Below are 23,609 nucleotides of genomic sequence, written 5' to 3'. Positions count from 1 at the left end.
GCCGGGATCAGCAGCCGAACCGGTAGCCGAAGCCGCGGATCGTCGTCAGCACTTGCGGGCGGCCGAGTTTGGCCCGCAACTGGGTGAGATGGACGTCGAGCGAGCGGGACACCGCCAGATAGGCGTCGCCCCACACCTCGTCCATCAACTGCTGGCGGCTGACCGCCGTACCGGCCCGGCCCGCGAGCGCCGCCAGCACCGCGAACTCCTTCGTGGTCAGCCGCACCTCCGCACCGCCCACCGTCACCCGGCGTGCGTCGAGATCGACCTCGACGTCACCGGCACGGACCGTACGCGACTCAGGCGCCGCCGGCGCGGTCGGGGTGGCGGCGCGGCGGGTGACTGCCTCGATCCGGGCCAGCAGCTCGGCCAGCCGCACCGGCTTGACCAGGTAGTCGTCGGCGCCCAGCCGCAGGCCCCGCACCACCGACCGCTCGTCGCCCCGCGCGGTGAGGACCACGACCGGAAGGCCGCTCACCGCGCGCAGCTTGCGCAGGACCTCCAGCCCGTCGAGGTCGGGCAGGCCGAGGTCGAGCAACAGCAGGTCGGCCTGGCGGTGGCGGGCGAGGACGTCCTCGCCGCGCCGCACCCGGGTGGGCAGATGACCGTGCTCGTACAGGACCTCGGTCAGCGCACCCGCCACCCCGTCGTCGTCCTCGGCCAGCAGTACGCGCACGCTCGCCACCCTCCCGGTCAGTCCTTCGCCTCGCTCTCCAGCGGCGATCCGTCCGACGTCTCGCGCATCCGAATGTAGACGAGCAGCGAGACCAGGACGCAGGCGGTGACGTAGTAGAAGTACCAGCTCTCGTGGCCGGCGTCCTTGAACCACAGGGCGACGTACTCGGCGGTCCCGCCGAACAGGGCCACGGTCAGCGCGTAGGGCAGACCGACGCCCAGCGCCCGGATCGATGTCGGGAACAGCTCCGCCTTCACCACCGCGCTGATCGACGTGTACAGGGAGCTGACGGCCAGCGGACCGACCATGAGCAGGAACGCGTACACGGGATCGCTGGTGTGCGACAGGAGGGTCAGCGAGGGCACCACCACGATCGCGCCCAGCACGCCGAACCCGATCAGCATCGGACGCCGTCCGATCCGGTCGGAAAGCAGCCCCATCACCGGCTGGAGCAGGACGAACACCAGCAGGGCGAAGAAGTTGATCCAGGCCGCCGTCGGCTTGGCGATGCCGCTGGTGTTGACCATGAACTTCTGCAGGTACGTCGTGTACGTGTAGAAGAACAGCGTGCCGCCCATGGTCAGGCCGACCACGATCAGGCACTGCCGGGGGTACGACAGCAGCATGCGAAGGCTGCCCCGCGCCGGACCGGCACCCTTCTCGGCCTCGGCGGCCACGCGCTCGAAGCTCTCCGACTCGTCCATGCCGCGACGCAGCCACAGCACGACGATCGCCCCGGCGGCACCGACGACGAACGCGATCCGCCAGCCCCACGACTCCATCTGCGTGCCGCTGAGAAGCTGCTGGAGAATGATCTGGAGGCCGAGCGCGGTCAACTGGCCGGCGATGAGGGTGACGTACTGGAAGCTGGAGTAGTAGCCGCGCCGGCCGGGCGAGGCGACCTCCGACATATAGGTGGCCGAGGTCGAGTACTCCCCGCCGACCGACAGCCCCTGCAGCAGTCGCGCGGTCACCAGCAGCACCGGTGCGGCGACGCCGATCGCGTCGTACGACGGTGTCAGCGCCACGATCAGCGAACCGGCCGCCATCAGCGTCACCGACAGTGTCAGCGCCGAGCGCCGCCCACGCCGGTCGGCATACCGCCCCAGCACCCAGCCGCCGATCGGCCGCATCAGGAAGCCGACGGCGAACACGGCGGCGGTGTTCAGCAACTGGGCGGTCTGGTCGCCGGACGGAAAGAACGCGGCGGCGAAGTACACACTGAACGCGGTGTACGCGTACCAGTCGTACCACTCGATCAGATTGCCGATCGATCCACGGACGATATTGCTGACAACCCTGCGCTCGCCCTGACGCGACTTGCGCGCATCCGCGGACGTGGTCTGTGTGGCCATCGAGAACTCCCTTGTCTGCGGCCCGGAGGCACACAGAGTCGATGGCCCGACAGCCCCGTTCAACAGCGCGAACGAAGACCTAACAGTCCCTTAGGACGGAGGGGCGTCCCTCCTCGCGTCAGCGCCTGCGGCCGCCGCGCAGCTCGAGCCGGTCGCCCGGGAACTGTTCTCGGAAGGTGCGGTCGTGCGAGACCGCCACCACTGCTCCCGGGTAGGCCGCGAGTGCCGCTTCCAGATCCTCGACCAGGTCCAGCGCGAGGTGATTCGTGGGCTCGTCGAGTACGAGGAGGTCGGCGGGCCGCGTCACCAGCGTGGCGATCTGAAGCCTCCGCTGCTGACCCGCGGACAGTGCCGCGACCGGGACGTGCAGGTCCTCCTCGCGGAACAGGCCCAGCGCCAGGAGCTGTTCGGCGTACTCGTCCGGTACGCCGGGCCGCCCGGCCGCGAAGGCGGCGAGCAACGGCAGTCGTGTGGAGCGGGCGGGGAGCTCCTGTGCCAGGTACCCGATGCGGGCGGGACGGCGTACCCGGCCGGCGTCCGGATCGAGGTCACCGGCCATGACGCGCAGCAGAGTCGTCTTGCCGGCCCCGTTCTCGCCTGTGACCAGCAGGCGCTGACCGGGTGCGACGGTCAGCGCCCCGTCCAGGCGGAGCCGTGTGCCGACCACCACGCCGTCGAGTTCGGCGAGGGGCCGATCGCGGTCGTGGCCCTGATCGTGGGTGCTGTCCTGCTCGCCGCCGGCCGGACGCTCCTCGCCCGTCGCCGGCAGTGCCGCAGTGAACCGCAGTGGCTGCGGCGGCGCCGCCACCGGGTTGCGCCGCAGGTGAGCGAGCCGCTCCCGAGCGGCGCGCACCTGCCCGCCGAGCTTCGCCTCGTGCGAGCGGCGGTGCTTGCCGAAGCCCTGTCGCGGGTCCTTGCCGGTGCCCGCGAGCCGCTTCCCGGCCGCGCCGAGCAGTTCCTCGATACGGGCCGTCTCCTGGAGCCACTCGATGTGATCCTGCTCCGCGCGGCGCCGGGCGGCGGCCTTCGCGGCGCGGTACCCGGACCAGCCGTCACCGTGGCGGCGCACGGTGTGCGTGTCCCGGTCCACCTCCAGGATCGTCGTGGTGACGCGCTCCAGGAAGCCACGGTCGTGGGTGACCGCGACCACGGTGCCGCGGTGCGCACGCAGGTGCTCCTGAAGCCAGTGCACGGCCGCCGCGTCGAGGTGGTTGGTCGGCTCGTCGAGAAGCAGCAGTTCGGGGGCGGCGGCCAGCACGCAGGCGAGCGCGAGCCGGGACTGCTCCCCGCCGGACAGCGAGCCGAGCACGCGGTCACGGGTGATCGCGGCGAGCCCGAGGCCGTGCAGGGTCGCCTCGACACGCGCGTCGGCCTCGTAGCCGCCCCGTTCCTGGTATGCGATCAGCAGCTCACCGTACGCGGCGAGTTCGTCGGCGGATGCCTGCCCCAGGCTCTCCTCCGCCGCACGCAACCGCCCCTCCATGTCACGCAGTTCGCCGAGGGCGAGGTCGACGGCGTCCTGCACGGTGCAGTCCGGGTCGAGGTCGAGGGTCTGGGCGAGGTGGCCGATGCCGCCGGGGAAGCGCACGGTGAGCTCCCCGGCGTCCGGCTCCTCGGCCGCGGCGAGCAGCCGCAGCAGGGTCGACTTGCCGGAGCCGTTCTCGCCGATGACGGCGGCCTTCTCACCCGGGCGGACGGTGAAGGCGACCTGGTCGAGGACGGTCCGGGTGCCGTAGGACTTGGTGACGTCCTTGACGGAGAGCTGCGCCGCGGCAGCGGGCGTGGAGGTGTGGGCGCGTTCGCGCATGTGACTTTCCCTGGGGATGCGAGGTGTCGACGGGCGGCGGAGACGGCGGCGAGGGCCGTGCCCGGACTCAGCGGAAGTAGTAGAAAGTCACGCGTCCACCATAACAAAACGAACCGTCTCGTCTCCACTCGTTATCCTGGACGCTCTGTTCGCGCAAGGGAACCGATATATCGCCGCCGATGCGGCGTGAAACGGGTGGGTCTGGGGACTTGGCATAAGAGGCAGGGCTCGGCGGCGTTCCCCTGGGGGTCGGGTCCAGCCAGGCTCCTCTGGTTCAGACCACGAGCCGGGGGAGCCGCCTTCCTGTCAGGACAGCCTGCCGTGTTCGCAGATCAGGCGGGCGACCTCACGGAGCTTGACGTTGTTCTCCTGCGAGTAACGGCGCAGCACGTCGAAGGCCTGTTCCTCGGTGAGGTCGTGTCTGCCCATGATGAGGCCCATGGCCTCACCGATCATGTGGCGGGTGGCGACGGCGGTCTCCATCTGCGCGTTCGTGCGGGCGCTGGAGAAGGCGACCGCGGCATGAGAGGCCAGCAGCCAGCCGGCCAGTTCGCTCGCCTCGGTGAAGGCTCCGGCCTCGCGCGAGTAGGTGTTCAGTGCACCGAGCTCCTCGTCCTCGGTGTAGAGCAGGAAGCCCATCATGCTGCCGACGCCGAGCCGGCGGGCCGCGGGCGCGAAGGAGGGCCACCGTGGCTGCTCCAGGGTGAGGTCCGGAATACGGAACACCCGCTCGCCCTTCCTCGTGTCGGCGGCGTCGAAGCAGGGCCCCTCGCCCAGTTGCTCCTGCAACTGGTCACTGTCGACGACCAGTTGGTCCGTGGGTGCCAGCGTCTGCACCTGCTTGCCGTGCAGCACCAGGATTCCGGCCGCGTCGCACCCCTCCACGAGTTCGATCGCCGAGGCGGTGATCCGTTCCAAGGTGGCGTCGACCGACTCCTGAGCCAGCAGATCGCGCGCCATCGACGCCATCTGCTGTGCGAACCGAGCCCAGTCCATCGCGTACGCCACCTTTCGGCTCGCCTCGGTCGGCCCTGTACCCAGCATGTCATGCAGGGCGCGGCGGGTCCCGAGACGGATGACGACAGGTGGGGAACCAGAAGCGAGGGGCGAGGGCCGCGCGTGTCCTCGGCGCTCCGATAGGTTGCGGCGAAATGCGCGATCCCACCGTCCGCATCGAAGGAAGCCCGGCTTGAGCCCCTTATCAGCGGTCGAGGTCCCTCAGACCCTTTCGACGTCGTACGCCAGAGCCTTCGGGGACGAGGGGAGGGCCTGGATCGCCGGACTGCCGGCTCTCGCCGCGGACGTCCTGGAGCGCTGGGATCTGAGAGGCGACGGCGTGCCCGGATCCGGGGAGGCCTCGCTGGTACTGCCGGTGCTGCGCAGGGACGGCACACATGCGGTCCTCAAGCTCCAGATGCCGAGAGAGGAGGTCGCCGCCGCGCTCGTGGGGCTGCGTACCTGGAACGGCGAGGGCATGGTGCGGCTGCTGGACCATGATCCGGAGGGCTCCGCCATGCTCCTGGAGCGCCTGGACGCCGCCCGCCCGCTGGCCTCGGTCGAGGACGACGACGTCGCGATGGGCATCCTCGCCGAGCTCCAGTCCCGGCTGGTCCGCGTACCGGCGCCGCCGGGACTGCGCAGCCTCGGCGATATCGCCACGCAGATGCTGGAACAGGCCCCTCAGGCGGTGACGGCCCTGGCCGACCCCGCGGATCGACGGCTCCTGCTCGACTGGGCGTCGGCCGTGGCCGAGCTGGTCGACGAGCCCGGAGACCGGATGCTGCACTGGGACCTGCACTACGACAACGTCCTCGCCGCCGAGCGCGAGCCGTGGCTCGCCATCGACCCCGAGCCGCTGGCCGGCGACCCCGGGTTCGACCTGTGGCCGGCCCTGAACAGCAGGTGGGACGAGCCGGCCGTGAAGGGCGACATCTCGCGGGTGGTGCGGCGCCGCTTCGACCTCCTCACTTCGGCCCTCGACCTCGACCGCGCACGAGCGACCGGCTGGACGCTCGGGCGACTGCTTCAGAACGCGCTGTGGGACGTCGAGGACGGTGAGACCGCGCTCGACCCGTCCGCCGTGGCGATCTCGGAGGCGCTGCTGAACCGCGTCACGAGCGGCCGGCGGGACGGGTCGGGCAATGGTGGGGCGGAGGCAGCCGGGACACAGGGCGCGTGAGGCGACCGTCACTCGATTGGCCGCCCGGACACGCGAGCGGCCCGGTCATCACCCAGCCTGGCAGGAGTCACATCCAGACGACCGGCTGGAGGACGAGATGACCACGCTGGACCCGGCACTCAAGGCCGTCACCGACCAGATGAGGATCATCGGCGACGCGGACGGCGACGGTCGGATAGACATCGAGGAATTCCTGGCGGCCCTCAGAGGCATCGGCATCGACACGGCTCACGCCCGAAGGGCGTTCGAGGAAGCCGACAAGGACCGCGACGGGGCCCTCGGGTACGAGGAGGCCGTGACGGCCGCGCGGAAGGCCTTGAAGTAGAACAGGGCCTGGGCGGCGGGGTGTTCGCCGGCTCGACCGACGGATCCGATATGCCCCGGCCGTGCCTGGTCGCGCTCAAGGTCTCCATGTCGATCGATGACCGTGATCCAGCGATATGCGGCCTATATCCCTTACCGTGACTCTCGACGTCGTACTTCCGCGGACAAGAGGGAGACCGAGCCGTGGCGTTCGCGGAGTCGACCGGCGAGGGCGAGCCCCGGCAACGCTCCTGGGCACCGTTGCTCGCGGTCTGCGCCGGGTACTTCATGGTGATCCTGGACGTGACGATCATCAACGTCGCCGTCCCCGTGATCGGCCGCGAACTGTCGGCCTCGCTCACCGGCATCCAGTGGATCACCGACGGCTACACCCTGGTCTTCGCCGGGTTCCTGCTGACGGGCGGCGCGCTGGGCGACCGGCTGGGCAACCGCCGGGTCTTCTGTTCGGGCGTGGCGGTGTTCACGGTGTCATCGGCCGCGTGCGCGCTCGCACCGAACGCCCCCTTCCTGGTCACCGCCCGACTGGTGGAAGGCCTCGGCGCGGCGCTGATCGTGCCCGGATCCCTGGCCCTGCTCCAGCAGGCCTACCCCGCACCGGCCGCCCGCGCACGGGCCTTCGGCCTGTGGGGTTCGATGGCGGGCATCGCGGCCTCCGCCGGCCCGCTCCTGGGCGGCCTGCTCGTCTCCACGGTCGGCTGGCGCTGGGTGTTCCTCATCAACATCCCGGTCGGCGCGGCCTGCCTCGCCCTGACGCTACGACGCGTGTCCCGCTCGCCCCGGCGCGCCGACCGGGCGCTCGACTGGCCGGCCCAGTGCGCGGTCGTCGCATCGGTGGCCCTCCTCACGGCGGGGCTCAACGAGGCCGGCCGGCGCGGCTGGTCCGACCCGGCCGTACTCGCCGGTCTGGGCCTGGCCGTGTTGGCCGCCGCGGCGTTCGTGGTACGTGAGCGGCTCGCCCGCACCCCCGCCCTCCCGCTGAACCTGCTGCACTCACGCGCGATGAGCGGCGGTGCCGTCATCGGCCTGCTGTTCAACTTCGGTTTCTACGGCATGGTCTTCACCGCGAGTCTGGAATTCCAGCACCAGCGCGGCTACAGCGCCCTCGAAACCGGCCTGGCGCTGTTCCCGGCCGTGGCGATGACGATGTTCGCCTCCGTCCTGTCCGGACGACTGACGCGCCGTACCGGCGACCGTCCACTGGTGGTCTCCGGCATGCTCCTGGGCGCGCTGGGCCTGGCCGGCTGGGCCGCCGCGGGATCCGACCCCGCGTATGCGCTGCTGGTGGCGCCGATGATGGCGGCGGGGTTCGGCACGTCCTTCGCCCTGACCGGCTCGACCGCCACGGTGATGGGCGCCGCGCCCCCGGCCTACTCGGGCACCGCCTCGGCCCTGTTCAACACCACCCGTCAGATCGGCAGCGCCACCGGCGTGGCACTCGGCGGCAGTCTGCTCGCCACGGCCGGCGACCACGGCACCGGACTGCGCACCAGCATGGCCATCGGCGCGCTCGCCTACCTCATGGCCGCAGTCCTCGCCTGGCTGTGCGTGCCGCCGAAGCCCCGGACAACGCGGACGCGTTGAAGGCGGACGGTGCCGCAGACCACCGCACGCGTACACACACCACGACCCCCCGCCGCCCGCCGGTAAATCCAGATGCACGCCCCCGCAACCGGAGCTAGCGTATGGGGTGTTCAGGTGCGCAGGCTGCGGCTACTTCGCCTCTCAAGCGGGTAACGCGGGTTCGAATCCCGCCACCGGCATTTACCGGCCGGTGTCGTCCAGCGGCCCAGGACGCCTACAGTGCGCCGTCGCCGACCTCGATCTCTGAACACCTGCGACGCGAGCCGCCCGCCACGGAGAACACCGTCGGGCGGCTCGGTCTTCAGTGCGGCGGTACGACGCTGATGACGACGTTGCCGATCTTCTGCCCGGTCTCGACGTACCGATAGGCGTCGGCGATCTGCTCCAGGGGATAGCGCCGGTCGACGACCGGCTTGAAGCCGCCCTCCTCGATGAGGCTGCCGATGTGCCGCACGATCTCCTTATTCTGCTGCGGAAGGGGGAACTTCACCCTCCTACCGCGGAACAGGGGTGTGATGAGCGGCAGGAGCACGTTCTGCCAGCCGGGGCCGAGCTCCGATGACAGATACAGTCCGCCGGGCTTCAGCAGCCGCCTGCATCGGCCGAAGGTGCTCTTGCCGACCGCGTCGAACACGGCGTCGTATCGCTGCTCGTCCTTGGTGAAGTCCTGCGCGGTGTAGTCGACGACCCGGTCCGCCCCGAGGCCCTTCACCAGCTCCAGGCGGGCCGTGTCGCACACCGCGGTCACGTTGGCCCCCTGATGCTTGAGCAACTGCACGGCCGCCGAACCGATGGCACCCGTCGCGCCGTGGACGAGGACGTCCTGCCCGGCGCGCACTCGGGCGACCCGGAGGAACGACAGGGCGTAGTGCGCTCCTTCGGTGCCGGGCGCTGCCTCCTCGAACGTCACCGACTCGGGCATCGCCGCGATCGCACCGCCCTGCGGGACCGCCAGATACTCGGCATGGGCGCCGAACGCGCCCTCGTTGTATCCGAACACCCGGTCGCCGACGCCGAATGACGCGACACCGCTGCCGACCGCTTCCACGACACCCGCGTACTCGGTCCCGAGCACGACCCGCCGCGGACGGGCCAGGCCGGTGAGCGCACGCATGAAGAACGGCTTGGCGGCACGGTAGGCACAGTCCGTACGGTTCACGGTGGTCGCGTGCACCCTGACGAGTACGTCGTCCTCACCGACCGACGGCTTGTCCACTTCGGCGACCCGAACCACGTCTGGCGGCCCGTACCGGCTGCGCACTGCTGCCTTCATGGGCGAACCGTAGCGGCAATGCCCTCGTTCCACATCGGCCGATCGAGGACGGACAGGTACTCCAAGCCGCCGCACGGCACGGGCCCGGCTCCGGGTCCGTGCGGCGCAACCCCTAGGCGTCGCCCGGAGGAACCCCTGACCACGGCCCCTGCCTCTCCCCTGATTCCTCTCCTTCACGCTTGTGACCCTTTCCGACCCCCGCCACGGTTGATCGAGAACCGCCCCGTGATCCGTCAGAGACGCCTGGGAAAGGAACTGCATGCAACCGCTGTTCAGAGCACTCACAGGAGCGCTCGCCGTCGGATTACTCGCCACCGGAGTGCTCGCCGGCGGAACACCGGCCTCGGGTGACGAAGCCCGGGATGCCTCAACTCCCCCCGACACCATGACGATGCACGATCCTGCGCAGGTGCCGACTGCTCCGATCGCCTGGACGCCCTGCACTCAGGACGCGACGGCGGAGTGCGGGACCCTGCGACTGCCGGTCGACTGGGCTCGCCCGGGCGGGGAGACGTTCGATCTCGCGGTGGCCCGTCGCAGAGCGGCCGATCCGGCTCGCCGGGTGGGTGTGCTGCTGGTCAACCCGGGTGGGCCGGGCGACTCGGGTGTCGACTTCGCCGTACGGCGCGCTCCGGCCCAGTTCAGCGCGGACACCCTGGCGAGGTTCGACATCGTCGGGTTCGACCCGAGAGGCGTCGGCGGCAGCCAGCCAGTGATGTGCTCGACCGAGCTGCTGGCCGAACGGCCCTCGCCCTACCCCCGAAACCAGGCGGAGTTCGACCGACTCGCCGAGTACAACCGCGCGTTACGAGCGGACTGCCGGCGACACACAGGCCCCGTCTTCGACCACGCCGACACGCTGGGCGTCGTCCGGGACATGGACGCCCTCCGCAGGTCCCTGGGCGAGAGCGAGATCAACTACTTCGGGCACTCCTACGGCACACTGATCGGCCAGCAGTACGCGGAGGAGTACGGCGACCGCATCCGGGCCATGGCCCTCACGGCGAACGTCGACCACAGCCTCGGCACCAAGGAGTTCATGACGTCCTCGGCGGTCGCGGCGGAGGACTCCTTCGACCAGTTCGTGAGGTGGTGTGAGACCACCGCCGCCTGCGCCCTGTACGGCCGGGACGTCACCGCCGTATGGGACGGTGTGCTCGCCCGGGCGGACCGAGGCGAACTGCACGACCCGGAACACCCGGAACGGACGCTCACCGCGAACGAGGTCACCCTGTTCGCCTTCAAGGCGTTCTACGGCCCGGACCGGGCCGAGCTGGCCGCTTTCGTGGCGCAACTGGACGGCCAGAAGCCAAGGCAAGGACAGCAGTACCGAGACCGAACCCGGCGGACCGACCGCGAGCCGGCCCGGCCCCGAACGTCCCGGACCGCTGGGCCGACCCAGGCGCAGCCCTTCCACGCGGTGTTCTGCCAGGACTGGCGAATGCGGCCGAAGAACTACCGGGAGTACGCCTCCCTCACCCAAGCCGAGCTCGAGGCCGCACCCCATATGCGCGGCACGCCTCGCGTGCACGAAGCGGTGGCCGGCTGCATCGGCTGGCCGAACCAGGTGAACAACCCCCAGCACCCTCTCCACATCACCGAGGCACCCAAGATCCTCCTGCTGCATTCGCGACACGACCCGGCGAATCACTTCTCCTGGGCGGCCAACGTGCAGCAGCAGACCCGCGATACGACCGTTCTGCTGCCGTACGAGGGTGCAGGGCACAGCGTCTACCGGCGCAACGACTGCACACGCGACGCCGTGGACGACTACCTGGCGGCGCTCGTCCTCCCAGCACCCGGGAGCCGCTGCTAGGCATCGTGTTGCGGGCGTCAGCTTCTCTGCTCCTCTGCGGAAGTGACGACGGCTGCCAGATCCGCGCCCGCCCGGAGCAGCGCCACGGTGCGGGTGGCGATCTGATCGAGGCGTTCTCGCAGGACGCGCTGCGTCTCCTCCTGGCCGTCGAGCCGATGCAGCGAATCGATGATCTCGCGGACTGCGGGAATGCCGTGTCCGGTGCTGCGCAGGGCCGCGACGATTCGGGCCGCTCGAATGGCCGGAAGCCCATAGCGCCGTGCTCGCAGGGACGTCACCCGCTCGGGGACGACAAGTCCCTCCTCCTCCCAGAACCGCAGGGTCGAGGCGCGTACGTTGAGTGCGCCGGCGAGCTGCGTGATGGTCATCGCGTCACCTTCGTCCTCGTCCTCGGGTGCGTCCGCCTCGGTCCGGATCGCCCGCAGCGCCTGCTGAGCACGCAGTGCCTCCTCGCGCTCGCGCGCGAGTTGTACGTGCAGTGTGCTGATCGCCGAGGCGGCCTCGGCGAGTGTCTGAGAGCGGAGCCGGCTGAGCACCTCCCGAGCGGTAACCGGCCCCACGGCGCTCGCGAGCCCTCGATAGGCGTGAAGCGCATCCACATGCACGGACGTATAGGCGCGGTAGCCGTTGCCCGACCGAGCGGCCGGGGGGATGACCCCCAGCCGCTCCAGGTCGCGGACCTGTTGCAACGAGTATCCCGAGGCTTTGGCCACATCGACCGTTCTGAGTGGCGCTCGCCGCGCGGCGCTCGAAGCCTCGCTCATCGATGAACCCCACATAAGCACTTGAAGGTGATGCTTGAACCATGAGTATGGAACAGATCATCGCCAGGGTGCGCGGCTTCGACGGCGCCCTCGTGCTCGTCCCGGGACCGGAAGGCGAGTTTCCCGAGGTGGCGTGGGGAGACGCGTTCTTCTACTACAGCCCCGACGGCCGGATCCCGCACAACATCCAGCCCTACGGAACGATCGTCACGAAGGACTACCCCGACGACACGGCTTGCGACCTCGACCCTCCGGGCCGCTGGCGCGTGAACATCCACGTCGACCGTGCCACATTCCAGGAACTCACGGGGGAGGAGCCCCACAGCATCAGCCGCCCGCGCGACCACACGTCCACCGACACCGTCCTGCCGCATCCGGTCTACGGCGCCCTCGGCTGGATCTGTGTCGTCAATCCCGGCGAGCGGACAGCGGACAAGGTTGTCCAACTCCTACAAGACGCCCACGAGGCGGCTCGCGCCCGAGGCGAACGGCGACAGGAGCTGCGAACCCCTGACGGCGGCGCCGACCTCACTCCGTGATCGCGGACCGCCGTATCCGATGCGCCGCGAGGCTGCCATGCACCCCGCCACCCGGCAGCGGTCGGCGACCCTACGTCTTCTGGTCCGGTCGCGGCGGGATTCCGACCAGCCCCGTCCCGCTCACACGACCCAGGACAGGCCGTCCGCGGTGACTGTGAGGGCGTCGGGGGTGGGTGGGGTCGGGTCGTCGAGGGGGCCGCCGTAGAGGGCCTGTTCCTGGAGGGCGTTGCCGCTGCGGAAGGTGTCGGTGACGACCTGGGTGGTCAGGAGGGGGTTCGCTCGGGACTCGCCGGTCGCCGTCAGGTGGTCCACCGCGGCGTTGAGTTCGGCTGCGGCTGCGCTCCAGTAGGTGCCGAGTCGGCCGGTCGCGCCCACCGCCTCGTCGCCGGAGGCCACTCCGCCGGCCAGTTCGGCGAAGGCGGCGGCCTCGTCGATGTCGACCTCGGTGACCTTCTTCGCCGCCCAGAAGTACGAGTCCTCGTTGCGCTCCATGTCGTAGAAGGCGATGAGGAAGTCGTAGAACACGCTGTACTCGCGGCGATAGCGCGCCTCGAACTCCGCGAAGCCGCGCTCCTCGGGGACGCTGCCGTCCAGGGCCGAGTTCACCGCGCGGGCGGCCAGCAGCGCGCCGTACGTCGCCAGGTGGACGCCCGAGGAGAGCACCGGGTCGACGAAGCAGGCGGCGTCGCCGACCAGGGCCATGCCCGGCGTCCACAGCGACTTCTTCCAGTAGGAGTAGTCCTTGCGCACGCGTACCTGGTCGTACGGCGGCTCGGTCGCGACCGGTACGTCCGTGAGGAGCCCGGCGACCTCCGGGCACGCCTTGATCATGTCCTGCCAGGCGGCGCGCGGGTCCTGCTGGACGGCCCCGTAGTGCTCGGGCGAGATCACCGCGCCGACGCTGGTCAGGTCGTCGCGCAGCGGGATGTACCAGAGCCAGCCGGCGTCGAACGCGGCGCAGAAGATGTTGCCGCTGTTCGGCTCGGGGAGCCGACGGCCGCCTGCGTAGTAGCCGAACACGGCGAGGTTGCGGAAGAAGTCGGAGTACACGCGAGCTCCGCCGACCTGGCCGTGGATCCGGCTGGTGTTGCCGGACGCGTCGATCACGAACCGTGCGTGCGCCGTGCGCGCCGTTCCGTCCGGGTCGGTGTAGTCGACGCCGTGCACCCGCTCGCCCTCGGTGAGCACACGACGTACGGGGCTGCCCTCGCGAACCTCGACGCCGACGCGCTCCGCGTTGCGCAGCAGGATCTCGTCGAACCGGGACCGCTCCACCTGGAACGCCGTCGCCGTGGGTTCGGGGAGGCGAGGTGTCATGGCGAAGGAGAACTGCCAGGGCTCCTTGGCGCGGCCCCAGCGCAGGGTCCCACCCCGCTTGAGAGTGAAGCCCGCCTTGGCGACCTCGTCCGCGACTCCGAGGATGCGGCACAGGCCGTGCACCGTGGCGGGCAGCAGCGACTCGCCGATCTGGTACCGGGGGAAGGTCTCCCGTTCCAGCAGCAGCACCCGGTGACCCCGCAGGGCCACTGCCGTGGCGGCGGTCGAGCCGGCCGGCCCGCCGCCCACGACGATGAGGTCGTAGTCCGAGGTCATCAAGGGCTCCTGTTCCAAGGTGTTGTGGGCATGTGGTGGCCACATGGGTTCTTCCGGCAGGGTCACCTGGTCAGCCACGTGCGGATCGCTGCTGCCGTGCTGTCGGCGTTCCTGTTGAGTACGCAGTAGTGGTCGCCGGCGAGGTCCGCGCTGTCGTGCGGCAGTGGCCAGTGCGGCTGCCAGTCGCGGTCGGGGGCCGCCTGGAGCATGTGCGCGGTGGGCCGGCCGCGGAGCAGCAGGGTCGGGACCGGTGACGGTTCGGGCTGCCAGTTCTCCAGCACGCGGGCGTAGCCGCCTCCGGCGATCAGCAGTGCGTCGTCCAACTCGGCGACCACTTCCTCCGGCAGGGCTGCGCCGGCGGACATCAGGGCCAGCCCGCGGGGGTCGTCGCGGCGCAGCACCCCCGCATGGGTGTCGATCAGGATCACCCCGGCAGGCGGCTGCGCCGTGCGCGCGAGATGGCGGGCCACGGCGTGTGCGATGACGCCGCCCGCGCAGTAGCCGACGAGGACCGGCGCCTTGTCCGTGGGGAGCGAGCGCACGGTCTCGGCGTGTGCCTGCACCAGCGCGGCCATGTCGCGCGGCACGGCGGCCCTGTCCGTTCCGAATCCCGGGTGCTCCAGCAGGAACAGGTCGCGTTCGCCTCGGAACTGGTCGGCAAGAGCGGTGGGGATGCGGTGGAGCGGCGTGAGGTAGTCGGGGATGTAGGCGATCGGGGTGCCGTCGCCTTGGGCGAGTCGTACCGGCGGGATCGTATGGCGGGCGTGGTCGTCCTCGGGGATGGTCGGCAGGGCGTAGGACGCGAGGTAGCGCAGTGCCATCGCCTCCAGGGGGCCCTGCTCGCGCAGCACTTGGTGGTAGACGGTGCTGAAGCGGTAGTTGTGGGGGGTGGCGTGCGCGTCGCGCGGGCCGGGTACGGCCGTGACTCCGGCGCCGGTCACTTCAGGCGTGGCGGAGCCGTCCTGCGCCGGCGGCAGCGCTCCCGCGTCGATCAGGGCGGCATGGACGTGCGCTGCCAGCTCGGTCGACGTGGGGTACTCCAACACCACCGTCGGAGCCAGCCGAACCCGCGTGAACGCGCTGATCCGGTTGCGGACCTGCACGGCCGTCAGGGAGTCGAAGCCGAGTTCGGTGAAGGGTCGTTCGGCGGGGAGCGCGGCCGGGTCCGGGAAGCCCAGGACCGCGGCGACCTCGATGCGGATCAGCCCCTCGAGGACCGTTTCGCGTTCGTCCGGGGCGACGGTGGCGAGCCGCTCGCGCCACGCGCCGGGTGCCTGCCCCACGGCCGCGACAGCTTCCACCGTTCCGCCCGCCTGATCGTGCGCAAGGGGCTGCTCGGCCCGGGGCGCGGGCCGCGGCAGCAAATCCGCCAGGACGGCCGGGGCCGCCGGACCGGCCGCTGCCGCCAGGTCCAGCGGGATCGGCACCAGGACGGGCTCCGGTATACGCATCGCCGTGTCGAGGAGACGGATGCCTTCCTCCTCCGTGACCGACATGACGCCGCCTTCGTTGAGGCGTGCCGGTGCGACGCGAGCGGCCATTCCTTCGTCGCCGGCGGTGGACCACGGGCCCCAGGCAAGGGCCTGGGCAGGCAGCCCGCGGGCCACCCGGTGCCGGGCGAGTGCGTCGAGGAAGCCGTTCGCCGCCGAGTAGTTCGACTGGCCCGGCCGGCCGAGTACGCCGGCGGCCGAGGAGTACAGCACGAAGGCGGACAGACCGAGGGCCTTCGTCGCCTCGTGCAGGTGCCAGGCGCCGTCCGCCTTCGGCGCGAGTACCTTCGCCAGCCGGTCCGGGGTCATGCCGTCCACCACGCCGTCGTCCACCACCCCGGCAAGGTGGAACACCGCGGTCGGTGCCGGACGGCAGGACGCCACCAGCGCGTCGACGGCCGTACGGTCGCCCACGTCGCACGCCACCACACGCACCTTGGCGGGCAGGTCTGCCGCCCAGTCGGGAACCCGGCCACTACGGCCGGTCAGCAGCAGGTGCCGGACCCCGCGTTCGGAGACCAGGTACCGGGCGAGGCTCGCTCCGAGCGCGCCGGTGCCGCCGGTGACGATCACGGTGCCCTCGGGGTCCAGGCCGGGCGGCTCGGCGGTGGGCGGATGCGCGGAGGTCAGCCGGGGTGCCAGAGGCAGACCGTGACGTAGGGAGATCTGGGGTTCACCGGTCCGTAGCGCCCTCTCCAGTTCCTCGGTTGAGGTCGGAACCCCGCGCCGGTCGACGAGCACGATCCGGCCGGGGTGTTCGGACTGCGCGCTGCGCACGAGACCGGCGACAGCCGCCTCGGCGAGGTCCGGATCCTCGCCGGTGGCGTTGTCGGTGAGCACCAGAAGACGGCCCGGCCGCGCGTCGGCGGTCCAGTCGCGGACCGCCTCCAGCACAGCCGTCAAAAGCCCGCGGACCTGGTCGGGCCGGGTGGCGTCCTCGGGCAGGGCGGCGGCCAGTTGAGCCACGTCGAGCAGCTCGTGCTCCGGGCTCGCGTCGTGGACCTGCTCCGCGGGCCGCCAGGTGAGGCGATAGGTCTCGGCACGTGTGGCGGCAGCCGGCATCGCACGGGTGACCAGGGACTCGACCGAGGCGAGGGGCCGGCCTGCCGGGTCGGTCAGGGTGACCCGGAACTCGTCCGGGCCGAGCCGCCGTACGACGGCCCGCGCGGCGGAGGCACCGGTGGTGTACACCGTGACGCCGGTGCAGGCGAGCGGGGCACGGGGTTCACGCGGCCGCTCGCCCGGTTCCTCGGCCAGCAGCGCGGCGTGCAGAGCCGCGTCGAACAGGGCGGGGTGCAAGGTGTACGAGCTCGCGGTCGCCGCTTCCCCGGGCGACAGCGCCAGTTCGGCGAAGACCTCGCCGTCCCGACGCCACAGAGCGGTCACCGCCCGGAAGGCGGGCCCGTAGTGATGGCCGTACGCCGTGAGTCGGGCGTAGTCGACCGGGAGCCGCTCGGCGTGCGGCGGCGGCCAGGCGCCGGGCGGATCGGCCGGCGGCGCCTCGGCCGGGGCGGTCCTCGCCGTGGCGTGCCGGTGCCAGGTGCCGCCCACGGCGTCGGCCGTGCGGGCCCACACGGTGACCGGTCGCCCGCCCGCTTCGTCCGGTTCCCCGGCCACCACCTGCACCTGCGTGCGGTCCGCCGCGGACAGCACGAGCGGCTCGTGGAAGGCCAGTTCGGCCAGCCGGACGGTGCCGGGGGTGCCGGTGGCCCGGCAGGCCAGCTCGGCGAAGAGCGTCGCGGGCACCACCACGCGCTCGCCGATGGTGTGGTCGGCGAGCCAGGGGTGCTCGGTGGTGGACAGTACGGCGGTGTGCCTGATCCCGGGCCCGTCGGCGTCGGGCTGGGCGCGCCCCATGAGGGGGTGGCCGGCCGGGGTCCGGTGCCGGACGGCGTTCAGCCAGTAGCGCCGGCGCTGGAAGGGGTAGGTGGGCAGCGGACGGCGGCGAGCACCGCTGTCCGCGTACACCGACCGCCAGTCCACCGCCACGCCGTGCACATGCAGCGACGCCAGCGCCTCGACTGCCGTACGCGGGTCGGGGCACGACATGAACACCGCATCCGTGCCCCGTGCCGCGACACACTCCTCGGCCGCCACCGAGAGCGAGGCGGCCGGACCGGCTTCGACGAACGCCGTGACGCCCTCGTCGGCCAGCCACCGCACCGCGTCGGCGAATCGGACCGTCTCCCGTGCCTGCCGCACCCAGTGGTCGGCGCCGGCGAGCGCGTCCGGCTCGGGACGTCCGGTCAGTGTGGACACCACCGGAACGGAGGGCCGGTGAAAGGTCACCGACTCGGCGACCGCACGGAACTCGGCCAACATCGGATCCAGCAGCGGCGAATGGAACGCGTGGCTCACACGCAGTCGCCGGGACGGCCGGCCGATGCGCGTGGCGAGCGTGGTGACGGCGTCCTCGTCACCGGACAGCACGACCGACGTCGGTCCGTTGACCGCCGCGACCGCGAGCGACGCCGAGACCTGGTCGGGCAACTCGTCGATCCTGTCCGTTACTTCGGCCAGCGGCGCGCGCACCGCGATCATCGCGCCGTCGGTGGGCAGCGCCGCCATCAACCTGCCACGGGCCGCGACCAGGCGCACCGCGTCGGCACGGGAGAACACGCCCGCGACATGGGCGGCGGCCAGCTCACCGATCGAGTGGCCGACCAGGAAGTCCGGCCGCACGCCCCAGTCGGCGAGCAGTGCGTGCAGGGCGACCGTGAAGGCGAAGAGCGCGGGCTGCGCGTAGTCGGTGCGGTCCAGCAGGGTGTCGTCGGGTGCGTCGATCACCTCCAGCAGCGGGCGGTCCAGGTACGGCGTGAACTCCTCGCACAGCGCGGTGAACGCGGCGTCGAAGGCAGGGAAGGCGGTACGCAGTTCGCGGCCCATTGCGGGGCGTTGGACGCCCTGGCCCGTGCAGAGCAGGGCCACCGTCGGGCGGGGGCGTGCGGTGCCGCGGAGCAGGGACGGGCCATCGACACCGTTGGCCAGGTCGCGCAGTCCGGCGAGCAGGCCTTCGGGATCGGTGGCCAGGACGGCCGCTCGGCGGGAGAGCGGTGCCCTGGTGGTCGCCAGTGAGTAGCCGACATCCAACGCCGCCGAGGTGTCGGTCACGTCGGCCAGGGCGGCCGCCAAGGTCGCGGCATGGGCGCGGAGACCGGCCTCGTCGCCGCCACTGACCAGCCAGGGGGAGATCGGGAGCCGGGGCGCGGCCGGGCAGTGGACGGCACCCTGTCCGGCGGCACTTGATCCAAGCGCTGGACCCGCCGCCCCCGCATCGGCATCGGAATCGCCGGCCCAGGGCTCTTCGATGATCACGTGGGCGTTCGTCCCGCCGATGCCGAAGGACGAGATCGCCGCGCGTCGCGGACGGTCGGGGCGGCGTGGCCATGGCCGTGCCCGGTCGAGCAGACGTACCGCGCCGGCGCTCCAGTCGACGTGCGGCGACGGTTCCTCGGCGTACAGCGATGCGGGCAGTTCGTCGTGGTGCATCGCCTCGATCATCTTGATCACGCCGGCGATCCCGGCCGCGGCCTGGGTGTGCCCGAGGTTCGACTTGACCGAGCCGAGCCACACCGGGTCGGCCGGGTCGCGGTCCTGCCCGTAGGTGGCCAACAGGGCGCCGGCCTCGATCGGGTCGCCGAGCGCGGTCCCCGTGCCGTGCCCCTCCACCGCGTCGACGTCGGCCGCCCTCAGCCCCGCGTCGGCCAGGGCAAGTTGGATGAGTTCCCGCTGCGCCTCGCCGTTGGGGGCGGTGAGGCCGTTCGAGGCGCCGTCCGAGTTCACGGCGGACCCGCGCAGTACGGCCAGTACCGGATGACCGTTGCGTCGGGCGTCCGACAGCTTCTCCAGCAGCACCAGACCGACGCCCTCGGCCCACGCGGTGCCGTCCGCGCCTGCCGCGAACGAACGGCAGCGGCCATCCGGCGACAGGCCGCGCTGACGGCTGAACGCGATGAACGGCTGCGGACTCGACAGCACCGTCACTCCGCCGGCCAGCGCCAGTGTGCACTCTCCGGCCCGCAGCGACTTGGCGGCCAGGTCCATCGCGACCAGCGACGACGAGCAGGCCGTGTCCAAGGTCATGGCCGGGCCGCGCAGACCCAGGACGTAGGAGACACGCCCTGATGCCACGCTGCCCGAGGAGCCGATGGCGATGTGCGACTCCAGCTCGTGCGCCGGGACACCGCTGCCGTAGCCGACGTGCATCAGTCCGACGAACACGCCCGTGCCGGAGCCGCGCAGCGCCGGTGCGGGGATCCCCGCGCGTTCCAGCGTCTCCCAGGCGACCTCCAGCAGCAGGCGTTGCTGGGGGTCGGTGGCCAGGGCTTCGCGGGGCGACATGCCGAAGAACAGCGGGTCGAAGTCCGCCACGTCGTCGAGGAAGCCGCCGCGGCGGGTGTACGTCGTGCCGAGCCGGTCGGGGTCGGGATGGTGCAGGGACGCCAGGTCCCAGCTCCGGTCGGTGGGGAAGTCGCCGGTGGCGTCCACCCCGTCGGCCGCCACGCGCCACAGGTCCTCGGGCGCACTCACGCCGCCCGGGTAGCGGCAGCCGACGGCCACGATCGCTATGGGCTCGGCTTCCGGACCGCGCCGCGGTGTCGCTGTCGCGCGTACGGCCGTAGCGGCCTTGTCCGTCGCAGGCACGGCCGTCCCGTGCAGCCGGATGTCCAGATAGGCGGCGACCGCGGCCGGGGTGGGGTGGTCCCAGACCAGCGTCGCCGGCAGTTGCAGTCCGGTACGCAGGCTGAGCCGGTGCCACAGCGTCATCGCGTCCATGGAGGCCAGGCCCAGGTCGGCGAACGCGGTGTCGGAGTCGGCGGCCGTCCCGCGGATCGCCGCTGTCTCCGTGCACACCAGGTCGGTCAGCGCGGCCTGCCGCTCGCCGGGCGTCCGGTCGGCCAGCCCCTCGACGGTCGGCTCGGCCGGACGTGCGGCGAGCGCCTCGCGCAGCAGGGCCCGGCGCGGCTTGCCCGCTGCGGTGCGTGGAACGGCCGGCGTGAAGAGGACCTCGTCGGGCACCTTGTGCGCGGAGAGCACCGCGGCGCACGCCCGCAGAAGCCCTTTCGCGTCCAGCGTCTGCTGTGCGGGAACCACGAACGCCACCGGAACCTCGCCCAGCAACGGATGGGCCCGCGCCACCACGGCCGCGTCGCGTACGCCGGGCAGGCCGCGCAGCACCTGCTCGACCTCGGCGGGGTCGACGTTCTCGCCGCCGCGCACGATCCGGTCGTTCAGCCGGCCGGTGACGGTCAGAGAGCCGTGCTCGGCGATCCGGCCCAGGTCACCCGTGCGGAACCAGCCGTCGCGCAGGGCGTGGGCGGTCTCCTCGGGACGGTTGTGGTAGCCGAGCATGACGCCGGGGCCGCGTACCCAGATCTCGCCTTCGCCGTCGGCGGCGGTGTCCTGTCCGGTCTCCGGATCGACCAGCCGGACGTCCGTCCCGGGCAGCGGCGGCCCGCTGCTGCCGGGTGTCCTGGGGCCGTCGGGCGTCTCCATGGCGATCTTGCCGCAGGTCTCGGTGCTGCCGTAGCCGTCGAGGAGCGGGGCACCGAACCGCGTCTCGACCTGTTCCCGCAGCTCCGGCTCGCTGGGGGCGCCGGCGGTGGCACAGAAGCGGAGCGAGGGCACCGCGCCCAGCCCGGCGTCGAGCAACTGCCGGTAGGTGAGCGGCACTCCGCCCAGAACGGTCGGCTCGTACTCCTCGACCAGCCGGACCAGCTCGGCCGGCTCCGGTGTCGCGGTGATCCGTGCGCTCGCGCCGGCAACGGTGGTGCCCAGGACGCACATCGAGTGGGCGTAGGTGTGGGAGAGCGGCAGCGGCCACAGCACTCGGTCCGTCGCCGACAGACCGAGTCGTGGCAGGTAGCAGGCGACGGGGGACCACAGCGCGGAACGCTGGCTGGACACCGCCGCCCTGGAGGTACCCGAGGTGCCGGACGTGTAGAGCAGCCAGGCCGGTTCGTCCAGGCCGAGATCGTCGGGGGGCGCGGTCGAGGGTCCGGTGACGAGATCCTCGAAGCGCGTGGCGCCCGGTGCCGGCAGTTGGCTCCCGCCCTCGTCCCCGCCCTCGTCGCCGGTCACGACCAGCCGGATCGACCGGTCCGCCGTCAGCCGGGCGATCCGCGGCAGGTTCCGCCGGTCGGTGACCAGTACGGCCGGATCGCAGTCGTTGAGCAGCGCCGCGAGTTCGGAGTCGGTGGCGCGTGAACTCAGCGGCACACCGACCGCGGCGGCCCGCACGGTGGCGAGGAGCCCCTCGACCAGCTCCACGCAGTTGTCCAGGCAGAAAGCGACCCTGGCACCTCGGCCGACCGCCAGAGCAGTCGCCAACCGAGCGGTACGGTGCTCCAGTCCGGCCCAGCTCACGGCACGCCGGTCATCGGTGAACGCGGGTTTGTCGCCATGGCGTAAGGCGTTCTCGACGAGCAACTCCGCGACCGGCCGTACCTCGAACACTCCCGCCACACCCACCAGTTGTCCCCCTCGCTCACACGCCCGCGCCCCCGTCGGCTCCTTGATCAGCGTACGGCCCTGGCGCGGAAGCGGGGGAGGCCGACAAGTCCGGTGACGTCGCCGGTCCGCTCGCGAGCGCCGGCCCCGGCTGCCCTCCGACGGGCGGCAGCGCGCATCGGAGAGGACCCGCGCGCCGCCTGGGACGTATCGACCGCGTGCGTCGAAGAAGCCCCGCCCTCCGGGCGCCAGCCGTCCGTATCGCGAGGGCAGCAGCAGGATCCCGGTGCTCCGCTCGGAAGAATGCCGCTGCACACCCCTAGGGACCGACCGGACGGTATGTCATCCTTCGGGGCAGGACGACGAGCCGGGTGGCTGCTGCCGCACGGGCAGCGCGCCCCGTCGGACTCCGTCGAGCCGCCGGCCAGGCGCTGCCGGGAAGCCGAGGTTGGGGGAGGACCGCGATGCGACCTGCCGTACGCACACGCGCCACGCACCGCACCGGGCCGACGCCCGTTCCGCAGCCGCGGACACGACGCATCCGGTCGCTGATCGACGCCGACGCGCTGCGTGTCCTGCACCGGGCGGCCCGGGTCCTGATCGACGACCTCCCGGAACTGACCGACCGGCTCGTGGCGGTGCTGCGCGAGCAGGAACCGGCGTACCGGACCGCGCTGGAGAACGACCCCGTCACCACCTGGGAGGAGGTGCACCGCTCCCTGCGGCACAGCGTGACCTCGCTGCTCGACCCGCGCGGCACCCGCGAGGCCGCCCACCGCTGCACCTGGCGCATCGGCGTCACCCGAGCCGAGCAGGGACTGCCGCTGGACGCTCTGCTGCACGCCTTCCGGCTGGGCGGATCCCTGGTCTGGCAGCGGCTGGTGGAGGAGACCTCCCGCTCGGCGCCCGAGGACATCCGGCTCCTCGTCCATGTCGCCACCGATGTGTGGAACTTCGTCGACGAGCACTGCAGCCTCGTGGCGGACGCCTATCGGCAGGCCGAACGGCAGTTGGCCTGGCGGCGCGAGAACCGGGTACGGCTCCTTGCGGCAGCCCTCCTCGACGGCACGAGCCGGATCGCCGACCTGCCCGAGACCGCCGAGGGGCTGCGCCTGCCGGAGCACGGCCGGTATTGCGTCGTCGCGGTCGTCGGCGGCCGGCCGCAGGGTCCGACGGGACTGCGCAGCGCCCCCGTACCACCCGGCACGAGCGTCTACTGGCACTCGGGAGTGGAAGTGGACTACGGCATCGTCCTCGTCGGCGAGGAGGCGGACGGGGAGGACGACCAGGACCCCGTGGCGGCGCTGGGGCTTTGCGGCGACGGCGTGTCCGAAGGGCGGATCGGCGTCGGCAGTGCCGTGGCGGGGCTGGCCGCGGTCGGCGACGCCCGGCGTCTGGCCGACCTCGCCCTGAGCATCTGCCCGTCCGAGGGCGGCACGGTCCGGCTCACCGAGCATCTGCCCGAAGCCCTTGTGGCCTCCTGTACGGAACTCGGTGCGACCCTCACCGAGCAGGTGCTCGGCCCCCTGCTGCGGCTGGAACCGGCCGACCGGGACGTACTGCTGGACACCCTTGCCGCCTGGTTCGCCTGCGACGGCTCCGCCCAGCGGGCGGGCGAGCGGCTGTACTGCCACCGCAACACCGTCCTGAACCGACTCCGTCGCTGCGAGCAGCTCACCGGCCGCTCCCTGGCGCGCCCGGTGGACGTGGTGCAGATCAGCCTCGCCCTCACGGCACGCCGGCTGCTGCGCGGCTGACGGCA

14 protein-coding genes are annotated in these 23,609 nt (G+C 71.7%); 6 read left to right on the top strand and 8 right to left on the bottom strand.

The window, feature by feature from the left end:
- Positions 1-7: 7 nt before the first annotated feature.
- From ACZ69Q_RS30935 to ACZ69Q_RS30920, 4 genes are all read right to left on the bottom strand, one after another.
- A complete protein-coding gene (locus ACZ69Q_RS30935) occupies positions 8-676 on the bottom strand; it encodes a response regulator transcription factor (protein ID WP_471047988.1) in 669 nt (222 codons plus the stop codon).
- A gap of 17 nt (positions 677-693) precedes the next feature.
- Positions 694-2,031 carry an MFS transporter gene (locus tag ACZ69Q_RS30930; protein ID WP_471047985.1) on the bottom strand — a complete coding sequence of 446 codons (1,338 nt, stop codon included), beginning with the start codon at positions 2,029-2,031 and terminating at the stop codon, positions 694-696.
- Between the two features lie 118 nt (positions 2,032-2,149).
- Positions 2,150-3,838, bottom strand: a complete 1,689-nt coding sequence (abc-f, locus tag ACZ69Q_RS30925) for a ribosomal protection-like ABC-F family protein (protein ID WP_471047982.1) — start codon at positions 3,836-3,838, stop codon at positions 2,150-2,152.
- Positions 3,839-4,144: 306 nt separating this feature from the next.
- Positions 4,145-4,834: a GAF and ANTAR domain-containing protein gene (locus ACZ69Q_RS30920; protein WP_471048267.1), complete on the bottom strand. Its 690-nt coding sequence runs from the start codon at positions 4,832-4,834 to the stop codon at positions 4,145-4,147.
- A gap of 193 nt (positions 4,835-5,027) precedes the next feature.
- Between ACZ69Q_RS30920 and ACZ69Q_RS30915 the strand changes: the two genes are divergently transcribed.
- The 3 genes from ACZ69Q_RS30915 (at position 5,028) to ACZ69Q_RS30905 (ending at position 7,922) form a co-directional block, all read left to right on the top strand.
- On the top strand, positions 5,028-6,017 hold the full coding sequence (locus ACZ69Q_RS30915; protein WP_471047980.1) for an aminoglycoside phosphotransferase family protein: 990 nt from the start codon (positions 5,028-5,030) through the stop codon (positions 6,015-6,017).
- Between the two features lie 97 nt (positions 6,018-6,114).
- Entirely contained in the window at positions 6,115-6,342 is a 228-nt protein-coding gene (locus tag ACZ69Q_RS30910) for an EF-hand domain-containing protein (protein WP_471047977.1), read from the top strand.
- Positions 6,343-6,524: 182 nt separating this feature from the next.
- On the top strand, positions 6,525-7,922 hold the full coding sequence (locus ACZ69Q_RS30905; RefSeq protein WP_471047973.1) for an MFS transporter: 1,398 nt from the start codon (positions 6,525-6,527) through the stop codon (positions 7,920-7,922).
- 301 nt (positions 7,923-8,223) lie between these two features.
- Here ACZ69Q_RS30905 and ACZ69Q_RS30900 read toward each other — a convergent pair whose 3' ends face one another.
- Entirely contained in the window at positions 8,224-9,195 is a 972-nt protein-coding gene (locus ACZ69Q_RS30900) for an NAD(P)-dependent alcohol dehydrogenase (RefSeq protein ID WP_471047970.1), read from the bottom strand.
- Between the two features lie 409 nt (positions 9,196-9,604).
- On the opposite strand from ACZ69Q_RS30900, the gene ACZ69Q_RS30895 reads away from it, so the two are divergent.
- Entirely contained in the window at positions 9,605-11,011 is a 1,407-nt protein-coding gene (locus ACZ69Q_RS30895) for an alpha/beta fold hydrolase (RefSeq protein ID WP_471047967.1), read from the top strand.
- 17 nt (positions 11,012-11,028) lie between these two features.
- Here the strand turns inward: ACZ69Q_RS30895 and ACZ69Q_RS30890 are convergent, their stop codons facing one another.
- Positions 11,029-11,775 (bottom strand): MerR family transcriptional regulator, encoded by a 747-nt coding sequence (locus ACZ69Q_RS30890; protein WP_471047964.1) that lies wholly within the window; start codon positions 11,773-11,775, stop codon positions 11,029-11,031.
- A gap of 47 nt (positions 11,776-11,822) precedes the next feature.
- Between ACZ69Q_RS30890 and ACZ69Q_RS30885 the strand changes: the two genes are divergently transcribed.
- Positions 11,823-12,314, top strand: coding sequence for a DUF6194 family protein (locus tag ACZ69Q_RS30885; RefSeq protein ID WP_471048263.1), 492 nt, complete (start codon positions 11,823-11,825; stop codon positions 12,312-12,314).
- 120 nt (positions 12,315-12,434) lie between these two features.
- Here the strand turns inward: ACZ69Q_RS30885 and ACZ69Q_RS30880 are convergent, their stop codons facing one another.
- Complete coding sequence (locus tag ACZ69Q_RS30880; protein ID WP_471047961.1) at positions 12,435-13,907, bottom strand: tryptophan 7-halogenase; 1,473 nt, start codon at positions 13,905-13,907, stop codon at positions 12,435-12,437.
- Between the two features lie 62 nt (positions 13,908-13,969).
- Positions 13,970-21,868, bottom strand: coding sequence for an SDR family NAD(P)-dependent oxidoreductase (locus ACZ69Q_RS30875; RefSeq protein WP_471047958.1), 7,899 nt, complete (start codon positions 21,866-21,868; stop codon positions 13,970-13,972).
- Between the two features lie 443 nt (positions 21,869-22,311).
- Between ACZ69Q_RS30875 and ACZ69Q_RS30870 the strand changes: the two genes are divergently transcribed.
- Entirely contained in the window at positions 22,312-23,604 is a 1,293-nt protein-coding gene (locus tag ACZ69Q_RS30870) for an RsbRD N-terminal domain-containing protein (protein ID WP_471047956.1), read from the top strand.
- The last annotated feature ends 5 nt before the right edge of the window (positions 23,605-23,609 follow it).

This window comes from Streptomyces sp. NPDC036764 (assembly GCF_055609385.1).
This window is presented reverse-complemented; position numbering and strand designations above follow the sequence as displayed.

What these genes read in the sequence shown, in the direction of transcription:
- ACZ69Q_RS30885 (WP_471048263.1), top strand. Translation starts at nt 11,823, where the DNA reads ATGGAACAGATCATCGCCAGGGTGCGCGGCTTCGACGGCGCCCTCGTG.
- ACZ69Q_RS30910 (WP_471047977.1), top strand. Translation starts at nt 6,115, where the DNA reads ATGACCACGCTGGACCCGGCACTCAAGGCCGTCACCGACCAGATGAGG.
- ACZ69Q_RS30900 (WP_471047970.1), bottom strand. Translation starts at nt 9,195, where the DNA reads ATGAAGGCAGCAGTGCGCAGCCGGTACGGGCCGCCAGACGTGGTTCGG.
- ACZ69Q_RS30880 (WP_471047961.1), bottom strand. Translation starts at nt 13,907, where the DNA reads ATGACCTCGGACTACGACCTCATCGTCGTGGGCGGCGGGCCGGCCGGC.
- abc-f (WP_471047982.1), bottom strand. Translation starts at nt 3,838, where the DNA reads ATGCGCGAACGCGCCCACACCTCCACGCCCGCTGCCGCGGCGCAGCTC.
- ACZ69Q_RS30920 (WP_471048267.1), bottom strand. Translation starts at nt 4,834, where the DNA reads ATGGACTGGGCTCGGTTCGCACAGCAGATGGCGTCGATGGCGCGCGAT.
- ACZ69Q_RS30890 (WP_471047964.1), bottom strand. Translation starts at nt 11,775, where the DNA reads ATGAGCGAGGCTTCGAGCGCCGCGCGGCGAGCGCCACTCAGAACGGTC.
- ACZ69Q_RS30930 (WP_471047985.1), bottom strand. Translation starts at nt 2,031, where the DNA reads ATGGCCACACAGACCACGTCCGCGGATGCGCGCAAGTCGCGTCAGGGC.
- ACZ69Q_RS30870 (WP_471047956.1), top strand. Translation starts at nt 22,312, where the DNA reads ATGCGACCTGCCGTACGCACACGCGCCACGCACCGCACCGGGCCGACG.